Raw genomic sequence first — 14,161 nt, 5'->3', positions numbered from 1 at the left:
TGCTCTGGCTCCGAAAGGGGCCAGATATTAGCCTAATGGGCAATAGAAGTAGGAACGAGCAATGCTGAAATTCATTTTGCGTCGGGTGCTTGAGGCGATCCCGACTCTTTTAATTCTCATTACCATCTCATTTTTTATGATGCGCTTAGCGCCGGGTAGCCCGTTTACCGGTGAACGTAAGCTACCACCTGAGGTCATGGCAAATATTGAAGCCAAATACCATTTAAATGACCCAATGTATAAGCAGTACTTCAACTACCTTATTCAACTCTCCCAAGGTGATTTTGGGCCTTCATTTAAGTATAAAGACTATAGCGTCAATGACTTAGTGGCGAAAGCGTTCCCAGTTTCCGCAAAACTAGGGGCAACTGCCTTTGTGGTCGCCGTATTATTTGGTGTCACGGCAGGGGTCATCGCTGCCCTTAATCAAAATACAAAATGGGACTTTACAGTCATGGGGTTTGCCATGACGGGGGTTGTCATCCCAAGCTTTGTTGTGGCACCACTTTTGGTGCTGATCTTTGCCATTCATTTGAAATGGCTCCCCGGTGGTGGCTGGGATGGCGGTAATTTGAAACACATGATCTTGCCAATGGTGGCACTATCATTAGCTTATATCGCCAGTATCTCCCGTATTACTCGCGGCTCAATGATAGAAATTATGCATTCAAACTTTATCCGTACTGCACGTGCTAAGGGTTTACCGCTAAGAACTATCATTCTACGCCATGCATTAAAACCAGCGTTGCTCCCAGTGCTTTCCTATATGGGGCCTGCATTTGTGGGGATTATTACTGGTTCGATGGTAATTGAAACCATTTTTGGTTTACCAGGAATTGGCCAGCTATTCGTTAATGGCGCGCTTAACCGTGATTATTCCTTGGTGCTGAGCTTAACCATTTTAGTTGGGATATTAACCATTACATTTAATGCTATTGTCGATGTGCTGTATGCCGTCATCGACCCGAAAATTCGCTATTAATTGGAGAACCGCTATGATTTCGAATCAAAAAAATAGTGACGCTCTGGCGAATTTTTCAGAGCAATTGGATATTGAAGGGCGCAGTTTATGGCAAGATGCACGTCGCCGTTTTATGCATAACCGCGCCGCGATTTTTAGCCTATGTGTATTGTTTTTAATCACGTTATTTGTCATTTTTGCGCCGATGCTATCACCATTTTTATATGACGATACCGATTGGGAGATGATGTCTATGCCGCCAGATATGGCGACAGGTCATTATTTTGGTACCGATGCCTCAGGGCGTGACTTGTTAGTGCGTGTCGCAATTGGTGGACGCATCTCGCTGATGGTCGGTGTTGCCGCTGCGCTGGTGGCAGTAGTGGTTGGGACGTTATATGGCTCACTGGCAGGTTATGTGGGTGGTAAAGTTGACTCAATCATGATGCGTTTATTGGAAATTCTAAATTCATTTCCATTTATGTTCTTCGTTATCCTCTTAGTAACCTTATTTGGCACCAATATCTTATTGATTTTCGTCGCAATTGGCATGGTCTCTTGGCTCGATATGGCGCGTATTGTACGTGGTCAAACACTGGGGTTAAAACGTAAAGAGTTTATTGAAGCGGCATTAGTTTGCGGTGTCAGCACTCGGCATATTATTTTACGCCATATCGTGCCAAACGTATTGGGTGTGGTGGTGGTGTATGCATCGTTATTAGTACCAAGCATGATCCTGTTTGAATCATTCCTGAGTTTTTTGGGGTTGGGTACACAAGAGCCACTTAGTAGCTGGGGTGCTTTACTCAGCGATGGGGCAAACTCAATGGAAGTGACACCTTGGTTATTATTGATCCCAGCTGGTTTTCTGGTTATCACGTTGTTTTGTTTTAACTTTATCGGCGATGGCTTACGTGATGCCCTCGACCCGAAAGACCGTTAGAGGGAAATGTTATGTCAATAAATTCAACCAAAAGCCCTCTATTATCGGTTAAAGATTTGAGTGTAACTTTCTCCACTCAAGATGGCGATGTTACGGCGGTTAATAAACTTAATTTTGACTTACGAGCAGGCGAAACCTTGGGGATTGTCGGGGAGTCGGGTTCAGGGAAGTCGCAAACCGCGTTTGCGTTAATGGGGCTCCTTGCAAAAAATGGCCGAATTAATGGCTCAGCGATGTTTAATGGTCGTGAAATTCTTAATTTGAAAGAAAAAGAATTAAATCGGATGCGAGCGGAAGAAATTTCGATGATCTTCCAAGACCCAATGACGTCATTAAATCCCTATTTAAAAATTGGTACGCAACTATCTGAAGTGTTGATGCTTCACAAGGGTATGGGGAAAAGTGAAGCATTCGAAGCCTCAGTGAAAATGTTGGATGCAGTCAAAATGCCAGAAGCGCGTAAGCGCATGAATATGTATCCCCATGAATTTTCAGGTGGAATGCGTCAACGGGTGATGATTGCTATGGCACTACTGTGCCAACCAAAATTACTGATTGCGGATGAACCCACAACGGCGTTAGATGTGACAGTACAAGCGCAAATCATGACGTTGCTGAATGAACTGAAAGATGAGTTTGATACGGCGATTATTTTGATCACCCATGACCTAGGTGTCGTGGCGGGTGTTTGTGACAAAGTGTTGGTGATGTATGCGGGACGTACCATGGAATATGGCACTGCAAAAGATATCTTTTATCAACCATCCCACCCGTATTCTCTGGGTTTGTTAGCGGCGGTTCCGCGGCTTGATGGGGATGATGAAAGCCTTGCAACTATACCGGGCAATCCACCAAATTTATTAAGATTACCAAAAGGTTGCCCATTTTCACCGCGTTGCCAATATGCAACCCAACAATGTGTAGAGAGTGAACCTACCTTATCTTCTTTTGCACAAACCCGTCTGCGTGCCTGCTTTAAGCCTATGGAGGAATTAGTATGACCACTCATGAAAATAGGCCTGTCTTATTGGAAGTGAATGACTTAAAAGTGCATTTTTCCATTAGGGATAAAAAGCAGTGGTTTTGGCAACCCGATAAAAGTTTAAAAGCGGTAGATGGTGTTACGCTTCGGTTATATGAAGGGGAAACCTTGGGTGTGGTTGGGGAGTCTGGCTGTGGTAAATCGACCTTTGCTCGTGCCTTAATCGGTTTAGTCAAAGCAACGGATGGTACGGTCAGCTGGTTAGGCCAAAATCTATTAGGTAAAAGCGATAAAGAATGGCGCAGTGTGCGCAGCGATATCCAAATGATTTTCCAAGATCCATTGGCATCTCTGAACCCGAGAATGACCATTGGTGACATTATTGCTGAACCGTTAAAAACCTATCACCCAAAAATGCCACAATCGCAAATCACCGAAAAAGTGAAAGCGATGATGATGCGAGTGGGGCTATTACCGAACTTAATTAACCGCTATCCCCATGAGTTTTCTGGGGGGCAGTGCCAGCGAATTGGTATTGCTAGGGCGTTGATATTAGAGCCAAAACTGGTTATTTGTGATGAGCCAGTTTCTGCACTGGACGTATCCATTCAGGCGCAAGTCGTGAATTTACTGCAAGAATTACAGCGGGAAATGAAATTATCGCTGATATTTATTGCCCATGACTTAGCAGTGGTTAAGCACATTTCGGACCGAGTATTAGTGATGTATTTGGGGCATGCTGTGGAATTAGGTACCTATGATGAGGTCTATAATAACCCGTTGCACCCGTACACTCGCGCGCTCATGTCAGCTGTTCCTGTGCCAGATCCTGACAAGGAAAAAAATAAAACCATTGAATTACTGGAGGGGGAATTGCCATCACCGATTAACCCGCCTTCAGGTTGTGTTTTCAGAACTCGTTGCCCATTGGCAGATGAAGGGTGTGCCAAAACTCGCCCACTATTAGAGGGCAGTTTTAAACATGCGGTATCTTGTTTAAAAATCGATCCACTATAATGCTTTTAAAGCACAATTAACGTAAAAAGCAGGGTCAATTGGCTCTGCTTTTTTGTTATTAATCTTAAAAATAACGTTTTTAGTCATGTTCAGATAATTGTTAATGAATAATGGATATAAAATATGTTAATAAATTAGTTATTCATATAAATAAGGGCTTAAAAATCAATGGCGACTGATTTTTCACAGGATGAAGAGGCGATTTTACGCCAATGGCAGCAGATTAATGAACAGTATCCAAACGACGTATTAACGCGAATTCGCGAAAAAATTCCACTGGTTAAACAAGTTGATAGCGAGTTAGATCTATTTGGCGCAGATAGCCATGAATACGAATTAAACCCTGTTATTGCTTTGGCCGATATTGAAAAATGGGAAAAGCGAACAGGGGCGACATTACCGCAAGATTTTGTGCAGTTTTTAACACAAATTGGTAATGGGGGGTTAGGGCCTTATTACGGCATTGTCCGTTTTGAAGACAGTGAAAGTCGTTTTGATCAAACGGCAGCATTACCTTCTATTCTAAGCCCTGATATGAGCGAAGAGGAATGGCAAAAACTGACTTTCCTTGATGATGATTGCAGTGATGAAGAATTTGATGAAAGAGAAAATTATATTCACCAAGGCGTTTTTTACCTTGGAACCTGTGGGTGTGAATATGATTTATTATTAGTGATTACTGGGGAATATGCAGGGCGGATTATTTATACAAACCATTGGTGTGGTTCTAATCAGCCTTTCTTCTTTTCTTACGAATTGAGTTTTTCACAATGGTATGAACGTTGGTTAGATGAAGTTATTCAAGGCTATGAAACCAGTTGGTTTGGTCACAGAATTGGCGGTGATGAGCAAACATTATTTGATTTATACAACCAAATGGATTGTTCGGAACTAAGATGTCAGGCATTGTCAGGGTTGACTAAGCTTAAGCTTTTATCTGATAAAGGCTTGACGTTTTTGACCAAAATTATTAATGAAAAACAAGAGGACGAGTCAAGGCTGGCTTTGAAAATTTTAGCGCAGTATGCACCTAACATTGCCTCCTCATACCTGATGTCTGCGTTAAAAAGTACTGACCGTTCATGGCAAAATTTAGCGATTAGCACTATCTATTTTAATCAAAAAGAAAACCTAGCCGATTACAAAGATAATGTCCTGCAACTAATCAAAAATGTGGAAGATGCTGATTTTATTCGCTTTGCAGGGTATATACTTAAAGACTTAGCAGCCACGCAAGCGGAAGATTTTGCTCATTTATTTGAACATTCAAATCTTGACCTTGCAAGAACGGCTCTTTATGCAGCGAGTTCCGATGTGAATGTTAAGGAAAAATCTGCACTTTTTTACCCAAGTATTACGTCAGATGATGGTGACATGGCTTGTCTAGCCATTCGAACACTAGTTGAACTTAATACTGTAATACCTGATGTTATTCCTCTATTAGAATGCGCATGGGAAAAATTTCCAAAAGAGAAAAATGAATATGTCAGAACCAATATTCAGAATTATTTGCGAAAATTTTCAGTAACAGGCAACTTTCCTAAAGAAGATTAAGTTGTGAAGAAGAGGGGCGAATGCCCCTCAACTGCATGTTATTTTTTCCAGAGGATATGATGAAAAGGTTTTGTAGGATGACGGCTAATTAAGACACGAGCAAAAATATCGTCGAGTTCGTCATCGGGAGTTTTCGCTAACCCAATAATCACTTCACTGAACTGTGATAAATTAGCTTCATTCGCCAGAATACCCTGCCAACTATCTGTTAAATCAACAATTTCAGCTGCACCTGAGTCTTCAAACTGTAAGGCAAAAATCAGTTGATCAGCAGGCTCTAGGTTATCCATTGCACCATCGAGGAAAAGGTCATAAGCCATTTCAATGATATCGTCTTCATCGATTAAATGTGTATTGTGTGTCTCAGTCATGACCTTTCCTAATTCATTTACGCTATAACAGTGGGCTAAAGAAATAACAAACGCGCTCAACCACACGGTTCCAGAATGGGCGCTGTTCCCATTCTTCAATTTCTAAACGTGTCGAGCGAGCCATATAATCATACTGAACTAACGTCAGATCGCTACCAAAACTTTTATCATCAATAACGACAGTGATTTCAAAGTTGAGCCATAAACTGCGCATATCGAGGTTAACAGAGCCCACTAAACTGAGTTCGCCATCTACCAAAACGCTTTTGGTGTGCAATAAGCCATCTTCAAATTGATAAATTTTTACACCCGCTTCGAGTAATTCACTGTAAAATGAACGGCTTGCCCAACGGACGAGGAACGAATCGTTCTGCCTTGGCATGATAATACTGACATCCACACCACGCATCGCAGCCGTACAAATTGCGTGCAGTAAATCATCGCTAGGGACAAAATAAGGTGTCGTCATGATTAACTGCTTGCGAGCAGAAAACATGGCGGTCATCAGCGATTGTTGTATGAGTTCATCAGGGAAACCGGGCCCTGAAGCAATAGTTTGAGTGGTGTGCCCATTGGCTTGCTCAAACGGCATAATATTGCTATCAGGAGGTGGCGGCAAAATACGTTGGCCTGTTTCCATTTCCCAGTCAAAGGCATATACAATCCCTAACGTGGTACTCACTGGGCCTTCCATGCGCACTAAAATATCAATCCACTCACCAACACCTGAGTCCTGTTTAAAATAGCGGGGGTCGACCATATTCATACTTCCAGTGTATGAAATATAGTTATCGATAATGACAATTTTACGGTGTTGACGTAAATCCATGCGACGTAAGAAGAAACGCATTAAATTGACTTTTAAAGATTCGACAAATTCAATACCGGCAGCACGCATTTTAGCGGGGTAATCACTGCGGAAAAAGTGCCAACTTCCCGCGGAGTCAACCATAATACGGCACTTAACACCGCGCTTCGCTGCATTTAACAGGGCTTCGGTCACGCCATCGACTAACCCTCCAGGTTGCCAAATATAGAACACCATTTCGATAGAATGCTGAGCATTATTAATGTCATTGACAATGGCTTTTAATGAATCTTCGCAAGTGGTTAATAGCTGAATGCGATTCCCTTTAACCCCTGCAATACCTTGGCGTTTTTCAATAAGTTGAAAAAGTGGCTCTGCGACAGAACTGTTTTCATTTGCAAAAATATGTTTTGAATGGCGTAGGTTTTCGAGCCATGTGGCGACAGAGGGCCACATATGGTGGGCTTTATCAACGCGGCGTTTGCCTAAATGAAGTTCACCGAAAGCGACATAGGCAATGATCCCAACTAAAGGAAGGATATAAATAATTAGCAACCATGTCATTGCTGAGGTAACAGGCCTTCTTTTTACTAAAATGCGTACAGTAATTGCGGCAATAAGTAGCCAGTAAAGGAAAAAAAGAAGCCAACTCATAAGGGTATAGACGGTTGCCATAATGGATTACATGCCTCTCGCTAATAGGGGAATATCATCAAAAAAAGAAGTTTTACCTGAAAAAACAGTTAGCAACATATTAACTTAATAGAATTTAGCAAAATTTTGCAGTAAAAGCTTTGTGTAATAGACAATTCATAAGGAAATAATAGTTTCGTTCATTAATAGTTAATAATTGATATTAATATCGATTCAGAAATGGCGTGCTAAAAGTTCTACTTGGCACTTTTTTTCAAAGGAATATAATATTTTTTTCACAGTGTTTTTTTCATAAAAAAAGGGCAGGAAAATGAGACGCAGTAGGCACGAAGTCGGTCGTTGGAGAATGTTGAGGCAAGTGCAACGTCGTCGCCGACGCTGGCTGGAAGGGCATTCAAGACGCAACATGCACATTTATGCGATGCGCAAAATCGACATTTATCGCCGTAGACACTCACTGCTTTTTACTCAATGGGTTGAGTAGGGTTATTAAGGCGCACATTCACATTTTTCACTTTGTATGACAAACCTTATTGAATATGATTGCTATTTGCATTTAAACTAGCGACTATATTCTTTTAGGTAGACAGGTGTAGGGTAGAAATTGCATATGCGTTGGATCCGTTGGAGTTTAATAATCGTCATTTCGTTATCTATTCATGCAGGCCTTGCGATGGCATGGATTTTTAATCAACCTCATTTGGCGAGGGATCCTGAGCCAATGACGATTGCGATGGTTGCTTTTGCTGCTCCTGAACCTGCGTCAGAGCCTGTTCAGGAAGTTGAAACGCCTGTCGAACCTGAGCCAGAACCGATTATCGAACCTGAACCCGAACCTGTGGTTGAACCGGCAATTGTATTACCGAAGAAAAAACCTGAAGTGAAGAAAAAGCCAAAACCAAAACAGGAAGAGAAGAAAAAAATTAAAGAAGATGTGAAGCCAGTTGAAAAACAACTTGCGATGAATAACATCAAATCAGATGCAACGGCTCCGAAAACCAACAATAACCCCGTCACGACAGCGAAAAATACCGGGGCGAGCAATAGTCAATCTACCGCGAAAAGTGGCCCAAGGGCATTACATAAACAAGCACCAGTCTATCCTGAACGTGCACGTCGTTTAGGGAAAGAAGGTTATGTTAAAGTGCGTTATGATATTGATGATGGCGGCCGTGTGACGAATATCGAATTTGTTGAAGTGTCTCCTAAAGGCTTGTTTGAGCGGGATGTTAAACGTGCAATGAACCGTTGGACATTCGAAAAACAACCTGCAAAAGGTTATGTCACGGAAATTTACTTCAAACTTGATGGTACGGTTAGCCAAGTGTAACTCACTACTTGATACAATAAAAAAGCACCTTATAACAGGTGCTTTTTTAATTTCAGGGAGAATAAAACCGTTACTCAGTGATTTGCTCAGAACTGGCCAATTGAAAGTGCTGCTTTTCGGTTGGCAACTCCCGCGGGGTATTGTCATCATTTACTGCCACATAAGTAAAGACAGCATCAGTTGCGCGGTAGCGCTGGCCGACAGGTTCAGTTGCGACCTTTTTCACCCACACTTCAATATTAATCGTAATTGAGCTTTTACCCGTTTTTAAGCAACGTGCGTAGCAACAGACGACATCGCCAACGGCAACAGGTTTTTGAAATTTTATGCCATTTACAGCGACGGTAACAACACGGCCGAGTGCAATTTCTTTTGCAAGAATAGCACCGCCAATATCCATTTGTGACATTAGCCAGCCACCAAAAATATCGCCATTGGCATTTGTGTCCGCTGGCATGGCTAGGGTTCGTAAAACCAATTCACCGTTTGGTAATTGCATATTTAACTCTTATTAAAAAAGGGAATAAAAACGTCTAGTTAGCTTTTATAGCAAATTACTGATACTCAAGTAAACTCTAAGTACTGACTTATTACTCAAGTATCGCCAATAAAACGTATTAAGCCAATAAAATACAATAAATAGAGCAGAACATCGCCGTATAGGGTTTAATTTCGACGGAAAGTTAGAGTTATGCAAAGAAAACGCTAGAAGTGTTTTTTGTATTTAGTCAATTGATTAGATTGCCTATACTTAAACCGTAAATCTTTAATGAATATTTTGGGGAGGGTGTATGAGACTCATTTTGGCAATATTATTACCATGGCTGCAATTTTTTACGATTGGACGTCCGTTTGCAGGAATAATTTGTTTGATTTTACAACTGACGTTAATTGGTTGGTTACCCGCTGCTATCTGGTCTGTATATGCATTATCGCAATACAATACGGATAAAAAAATTGAAAAGGCGTTTGGACAGAGAAGATACTAGGTTAAAAAAAACCTGCTAATCAAATTAAGCAGGTTTTTTATTACCCAGATAAATGATCACTCTTCGTGCTTTTCAACTGCTTCTTTGGTCATATTTTTGAAAATATATACTACGCTTAACACAGTAAAAATCAGTGTTCCCGCAGTGAGCCCAAATACTTTGAAATTCACCCAAATATCTTGAGCCATCCAAAAGGCGACATAAATATTTAAGACTGCACAAAAAACAAAGAAGACTGCCCAAGCGCTGTTAAGCTTGTTCCAATAACTGTCAGCTAATTTAATTTCTTGATTACTTCCTAGCATGCGTTGAATGAGTGGTTTTTCAGTAAACCACTGGCTGAATAATAACGCGATTGCGAATGCACCATAAATAATAGTGACTTTCCATTTAATGAATGCATCACTGTGGAAAATGAGTGTTAAGGCAGCAAACCCCATCACAATAGCACAGGTAATTTTGGCGACTTTTTCGACTTTCTTATAAATAAGATAAGTGGCTAACAACGCGAGCGGTGTCGTTACCATTAAGGCACCACTAGCGTAAAAAATGTCATATCGCTTATATACGATGAAAAAGATAATCAGAGGGATAAAATCAATAAGTTGTTTCATAACAGTGAATACAGCGCCTCAACGTCAAGATAATAGAGTAGTTTAACCGATATTGGCATTAATTGTTAAAAGTTTGCACCTTTTTACCAATAAACATGCCTTGTTACCAATCATATTTGCACAATTTTACTATTATTTGACTTACTTCTAGATAAACTTTATTAGTTCGGCTATAAATAAGGTTTTAGATATTTTAACTTACTAATTTATAGGTGTTTTTCCCCAATGATAAAGGCGAAGCTATTTGTCTGGATGCCAGGTTTAAAAACGCTGTTTAACTACCAGCTTTCAGACTTAGGACCTGATGTGAAAGCTGGGTTGTCAGTTGCGGCAGTGGCGTTACCTGTTGCAATTGCTTATGCCGAATTAATGGGGGTAAACGCCATTGTTGGTTTGTATGCCTGTATCCTCCCGATGTTTTTTTACGCCTTATTTGGTACCTCGAAGCAATTAATCATCGGCCCTGATGCGGCAACTTGTGCTGTTATTGCGGCTGCTGTTGCACCGCTAGCGATGGGGGATGAAAATGTTCGCTGGCAGTTAATCATCGTAATGAGCTTAATGACGGGGATTTGGTGCTTGATTGCAGCACGATTCCGTCTAGGAACCTTTGCGGATTTCCTCTCTCGTCCGATACTCCAGGGCTTGCTAAATGGCGTGGCACTAACCATCGTCGTGAGCCAAATCGGTAAAATTTTTGGTATTACCACATTACCTGCGGGTTTTATCGAACGTCTTATCGCGTTTCCTCAATCGATAATGCAAACGCATATGCCAACCTTATTGGTTGCAGTGGCAACATTGGCAATCACATTGGTTATCAAACGCGTGCGTAGCAAGTGGCCATCATTATTGATAGCAATGGTTCTTGCAACAGTAGCGAGTATTGTTTTTAACCTTGAGCAATATGGTATTAGCATTGTTGGGGATTTAGGGGAAGGGTTGCCTTCTATACCCATGCCTGAGTTTCCTCCGGGATTGCTGCGAGACCTAGTGATCCCCTCAATGAACTTGGCGGTGATTAGCTTTGTGAGCTTTATGATGACGGCACGCAGCTTCGCGAGTAAAAATGGTTACGCCATTGATGCCGATCAGGAACTACGTGCGTTAGGGATAGCCAATATTGCCTCTGCGTTTTCCCAAGGCTTTGCGGTGAGTGCAGCAAGCAGCCGCACTGCGGTTAACGATATGATGGGTGGGAAAACACAACTGGTCTCTATTGTTGCGGCATTAACGATTTTAGCCGTATTGTTATTTTCTATGGATTTATTGGAATATATTCCAATGCCTGCGTTGGGAATGGTATTGGTTGTTTCGACTTTCTCACTAATTAGTTTTCGTAGTATTTTATCCATGCGTAAGCGCAATAGAGAAGCTTTCTTCTTATGTGTCTTTACGTTAATAGCGGTACTGCTCGTTGGGCTAATTAGTGGTGTTGGCTTAGCGGTATTATTAGGTTTATTGCAGTTTATCCGCGTGATATTTAGGCCGACGGACCAACAACTTGGTGTGGATGAGCAGGGGATGTTGCATTCGATGACATCAGATAATGGCATTAAACCGATTGAAGGCGTTTTAATTTATCGCTTTAATTCTCCGTTAACCTATTTTAATGTGAATTACTTTAAAGAGCGACTGAATAAGCATTTAGATAACCAGTTAAAGAGGCCTGCTTGGGTTATCGTCGACGCCGCAGTGAGCTTTACCCATAATGATGTAAGTGTATTCTCAACCCTTAATGACATCGTTACGTCTTTGAAAGCAAAAGGTGTTACGTTGGTGTTGGCAGGGCGCCGTACATCAATTAAGCGTTGGCTAGAACAAAACAAAATTACGCGTTCAGATGATGATTTATTAGTTGTGCCCGATATTTATTTTGCAATTCGCTTGATTCAAAGTAAGCAACAAATTCAAATTAAATGTGTTGAAGAGAGAAAAGCCCAAGAAGAGATGAGTGCTTTAGAGCAACAAAGTAATTGTGAAGATATTGATGAACAACTTAATTTGAAATCAGAAAATAATTAAGATATTTCTCAATTGATTGCATCAGGAGAAAGGGAGCTATTTGGCTCCCCTTTTTAAATCGAAATTAAGCGTTTTTATTCACTAACATGTATAAACGATAGAAATAAATTAAGGCGAAAGCGGCAACAATATTATTTAGCAAGAATGAAATGCCGTTGAGGACAATATGGTTCATCTGTAAGCTGCTTAATAACACGCTCACGAGCATTTGTGCTGCCATCCAAATTAAAATCATGGGTAGGGCAACACGCCAGTTTGCATAGGCCATTTTCCAGCTTTTACCCATGGCACTAAACGGATTTGTTTTTTCACTAATCAAGATGGCCGGCGCAAGAGAAAAGCCAATCGCCAGAACAATACCCGGAAGTACCATGATTGTAATACCGAGTTGAATAAGAAGAGAACAAACAATAAGTAACAAAAACATTGAAGGGGCTTTGCCTAACGAAGCACTAAGTGCCTGCGTTGCAGTCATGGACTCACCACGTGACATCCCTGCTATATAAGACAAAACACCGCATATAAGCACTAAGCTTCCCAGTGTGACAGATAAAATTAACCCAAAGGAAACTCGGAGAATACTGCTTTTATCTTGTTCTGAAAGACCTAAGATCCAGTCTTGTAAGCCTGCGTTCCCTGACTCAATCATTTGGTTCTGCGCTTGAGCCAGCACACCAATCATCTGTTCATTTGGGATCATCATTGCGTAAATCACGAGACTCACTGCCGTTGCTAATACAACGATAGTGAAGAGGCCACTCAGTTGATTTTTAAAAAAATTAACGCTGTCACTGATGAGTGAGTTGGCCGAAATGGACATTTAACTGCTCCTATCTACAAACGGGATCAAAATTTTAATGCAATTGTAACCGAGTATTAGGCATAGAGGTAGAGAAAGATAAGAAAATTCGGAAGGTTAACGTGAATACTAAAGAGAAATAGCCTCAAAATAGAAACAAATAAAACTGTAATTCTAATGGAATGTACTTAAATTGCATTTCAAATATATGTTTAGTATATGGAGTAAATATATAAAAATAAGAATCAATATTTTATTTTGTTAGTTATTTTCCAAAAATTGATTTAAATCAAAATTAAAAAAAGAATAGATGGAATAATAAAACTATATTTATTGGATTACCTATAAATTGGTAAAAGATGTGATCTTGATTTGAACATCAATTTATATAATGCGGTATATTTTACTAAAATAAAAACACAGGAATGGGATTGATAATGAAAAAACTCACTGCGCTTGTATTAGCGGCTGCAACTTTAGCTCCAGCTGCTTCTATTGCTCATGAAGCTGGCGATTTTATTTTCCGTACGGGGACTGCTACAGTTCGCCCAAATGCGGGATCTGAAAATGTATTAGGTTTAGGTTCATTTGATGTTAATAATAATACGCAATTAGGTTTAACCTTTGGGTATATGATTACTGATAATATCGGTGTGGAATTATTAGCGGCGACGCCATTTGAACATAAGGTAGGCGTTGGCCCATTAGGTAATATTGCAACCGTTAAACATTTACCACCGACATTAATGGCACAATATTATTTTGGTAGCAAACAAGATAAATTGCGCCCTTATTTAGGCGCCGGTGTTAACTATACCTTCTTCTTTGATGAAAAGTTTAACTCAACAGGTAAAGCTAATGGCTTGTCTGACTTAGATTTATCAAGCTCGTGGGGCTTTGCCGCACAAGCGGGTATGGACTATATGCTAACTGATAACTGGATGTTGAACGCATCAGTTTGGTGGATGAATATAGAGACTGATGTGAAATTTAAGCATGAAACATTAGGCCAGCAAAAAATTGATACTCGTTTAGACCCATTTGTATTTATGTTTGGAGCAGGTTACCGCTTCTAATAAATTTGATAGGATGCAATACAGGTTAATACCTGAAT

General features: G+C 40.6%; 15 protein-coding genes. 10 read left to right on the top strand and 5 right to left on the bottom strand.

Going from position 1 to position 14,161, the window contains the following annotated elements; genetic code table 11:
• Positions 1-61 precede the first annotated feature (61 nt).
• The 5 genes from oppB to AC4IFT_RS08395 all read left to right on the top strand — a co-directional run bounded on the left by oppB (position 62) and on the right by AC4IFT_RS08395 (position 5,457).
• On the top strand, positions 62-982 hold the full coding sequence (oppB, locus tag AC4IFT_RS08415) for an oligopeptide ABC transporter permease OppB (RefSeq protein WP_219247737.1): 921 nt from the start codon (positions 62-64) through the stop codon (positions 980-982).
• A gap of 13 nt (positions 983-995) precedes the next feature.
• A complete protein-coding gene (oppC, locus tag AC4IFT_RS08410; protein ID WP_490736827.1) occupies positions 996-1,904 on the top strand; it encodes an oligopeptide ABC transporter permease OppC in 909 nt (302 codons plus the stop codon).
• 11 nt (positions 1,905-1,915) lie between these two features.
• Positions 1,916-2,905 carry an ABC transporter ATP-binding protein gene (locus tag AC4IFT_RS08405; protein ID WP_490736825.1) on the top strand — a complete coding sequence of 330 codons (990 nt, stop codon included), beginning with the start codon at positions 1,916-1,918 and terminating at the stop codon, positions 2,903-2,905.
• Complete coding sequence (gene oppF, locus AC4IFT_RS08400) at positions 2,902-3,903, top strand: murein tripeptide/oligopeptide ABC transporter ATP binding protein OppF (RefSeq protein ID WP_219247739.1); 1,002 nt, start codon at positions 2,902-2,904, stop codon at positions 3,901-3,903. The genes AC4IFT_RS08405 and oppF overlap by 4 nt, the downstream gene beginning before the upstream one ends.
• Positions 3,904-4,071: 168 nt before the next feature.
• Positions 4,072-5,457 (top strand): SMI1/KNR4 family protein, encoded by a 1,386-nt coding sequence (locus AC4IFT_RS08395; RefSeq protein ID WP_490751084.1) that lies wholly within the window; start codon positions 4,072-4,074, stop codon positions 5,455-5,457.
• 38 nt (positions 5,458-5,495) lie between these two features.
• Here the strand turns inward: AC4IFT_RS08395 and AC4IFT_RS08390 are convergent, their stop codons facing one another.
• On the bottom strand, positions 5,496-5,828 hold the full coding sequence (locus AC4IFT_RS08390) for an HI1450 family dsDNA-mimic protein (protein WP_490751083.1): 333 nt from the start codon (positions 5,826-5,828) through the stop codon (positions 5,496-5,498).
• Positions 5,829-5,850: 22 nt separating this feature from the next.
• Positions 5,851-7,311 (bottom strand): cardiolipin synthase, encoded by a 1,461-nt coding sequence (gene cls, locus AC4IFT_RS08385; RefSeq protein ID WP_349424563.1) that lies wholly within the window; start codon positions 7,309-7,311, stop codon positions 5,851-5,853.
• A gap of 289 nt (positions 7,312-7,600) precedes the next feature.
• On the opposite strand from cls, the gene AC4IFT_RS08380 reads away from it, so the two are divergent.
• On the top strand, positions 7,601-7,774 hold the full coding sequence (locus AC4IFT_RS08380) for a YciY family protein (protein ID WP_206086122.1): 174 nt from the start codon (positions 7,601-7,603) through the stop codon (positions 7,772-7,774).
• A 126-nt stretch (positions 7,775-7,900) separates the two neighbouring features.
• Complete coding sequence (locus AC4IFT_RS08375; RefSeq protein ID WP_490751082.1) at positions 7,901-8,620, top strand: TonB family protein; 720 nt, start codon at positions 7,901-7,903, stop codon at positions 8,618-8,620.
• A 70-nt stretch (positions 8,621-8,690) separates the two neighbouring features.
• Here the strand turns inward: AC4IFT_RS08375 and yciA are convergent, their stop codons facing one another.
• A complete protein-coding gene (gene yciA, locus AC4IFT_RS08370; RefSeq protein ID WP_206086120.1) occupies positions 8,691-9,119 on the bottom strand; it encodes an acyl-CoA thioester hydrolase YciA in 429 nt (142 codons plus the stop codon).
• 292 nt (positions 9,120-9,411) lie between these two features.
• On the opposite strand from yciA, the gene AC4IFT_RS08365 reads away from it, so the two are divergent.
• Entirely contained in the window at positions 9,412-9,609 is a 198-nt protein-coding gene (locus AC4IFT_RS08365) for a YqaE/Pmp3 family membrane protein (RefSeq protein WP_490737206.1), read from the top strand.
• Between the two features lie 56 nt (positions 9,610-9,665).
• Here AC4IFT_RS08365 and AC4IFT_RS08360 read toward each other — a convergent pair whose 3' ends face one another.
• Positions 9,666-10,223 (bottom strand): septation protein A, encoded by a 558-nt coding sequence (locus AC4IFT_RS08360; RefSeq protein ID WP_490737208.1) that lies wholly within the window; start codon positions 10,221-10,223, stop codon positions 9,666-9,668.
• Between the two features lie 225 nt (positions 10,224-10,448).
• Here AC4IFT_RS08360 and AC4IFT_RS08355 point away from each other — a divergent pair, with 225 nt between their 5' ends.
• On the top strand, positions 10,449-12,248 hold the full coding sequence (locus tag AC4IFT_RS08355) for a SulP family inorganic anion transporter (RefSeq protein WP_490751081.1): 1,800 nt from the start codon (positions 10,449-10,451) through the stop codon (positions 12,246-12,248).
• Between the two features lie 64 nt (positions 12,249-12,312).
• Here AC4IFT_RS08355 and AC4IFT_RS08350 read toward each other — a convergent pair whose 3' ends face one another.
• Entirely contained in the window at positions 12,313-13,068 is a 756-nt protein-coding gene (locus tag AC4IFT_RS08350; RefSeq protein WP_490751080.1) for a YciC family protein, read from the bottom strand.
• A gap of 416 nt (positions 13,069-13,484) precedes the next feature.
• On the opposite strand from AC4IFT_RS08350, the gene ompW reads away from it, so the two are divergent.
• Complete coding sequence (gene ompW / locus AC4IFT_RS08345) at positions 13,485-14,123, top strand: outer membrane protein OmpW (protein WP_272539867.1); 639 nt, start codon at positions 13,485-13,487, stop codon at positions 14,121-14,123.
• Positions 14,124-14,161: the final 38 nt, after the last annotated feature.

This window comes from Providencia sp. UF-183, from assembly GCF_058246155.1.
Note: the sequence above shows the minus strand (reverse complement) of the source record. Positions and strands in the feature narration are given on the sequence as shown.

Coding starts and splice junctions, on each gene's coding strand:
- oppB (WP_219247737.1), top strand. CDS start 62: ATGCTGAAATTCATTTTGCGTCGGGTGCTTGAGGCGATCCCGACTCTT.
- oppC (WP_490736827.1), top strand. CDS start 996: ATGATTTCGAATCAAAAAAATAGTGACGCTCTGGCGAATTTTTCAGAG.
- AC4IFT_RS08405 (WP_490736825.1), top strand. CDS start 1,916: ATGTCAATAAATTCAACCAAAAGCCCTCTATTATCGGTTAAAGATTTG.
- oppF (WP_219247739.1), top strand. CDS start 2,902: ATGACCACTCATGAAAATAGGCCTGTCTTATTGGAAGTGAATGACTTA.
- AC4IFT_RS08395 (WP_490751084.1), top strand. CDS start 4,072: ATGGCGACTGATTTTTCACAGGATGAAGAGGCGATTTTACGCCAATGG.
- AC4IFT_RS08390 (WP_490751083.1), bottom strand. CDS start 5,828: ATGACTGAGACACACAATACACATTTAATCGATGAAGACGATATCATT.
- cls (WP_349424563.1), bottom strand. CDS start 7,311: ATGGCAACCGTCTATACCCTTATGAGTTGGCTTCTTTTTTTCCTTTAC.
- AC4IFT_RS08380 (WP_206086122.1), top strand. CDS start 7,601: ATGAGACGCAGTAGGCACGAAGTCGGTCGTTGGAGAATGTTGAGGCAA.
- AC4IFT_RS08375 (WP_490751082.1), top strand. CDS start 7,901: ATGCGTTGGATCCGTTGGAGTTTAATAATCGTCATTTCGTTATCTATT.
- yciA (WP_206086120.1), bottom strand. CDS start 9,119: ATGCAATTACCAAACGGTGAATTGGTTTTACGAACCCTAGCCATGCCA.
- AC4IFT_RS08365 (WP_490737206.1), top strand. CDS start 9,412: ATGAGACTCATTTTGGCAATATTATTACCATGGCTGCAATTTTTTACG.
- AC4IFT_RS08360 (WP_490737208.1), bottom strand. CDS start 10,223: ATGAAACAACTTATTGATTTTATCCCTCTGATTATCTTTTTCATCGTA.
- AC4IFT_RS08355 (WP_490751081.1), top strand. CDS start 10,449: ATGATAAAGGCGAAGCTATTTGTCTGGATGCCAGGTTTAAAAACGCTG.
- AC4IFT_RS08350 (WP_490751080.1), bottom strand. CDS start 13,068: ATGTCCATTTCGGCCAACTCACTCATCAGTGACAGCGTTAATTTTTTT.
- ompW (WP_272539867.1), top strand. CDS start 13,485: ATGAAAAAACTCACTGCGCTTGTATTAGCGGCTGCAACTTTAGCTCCA.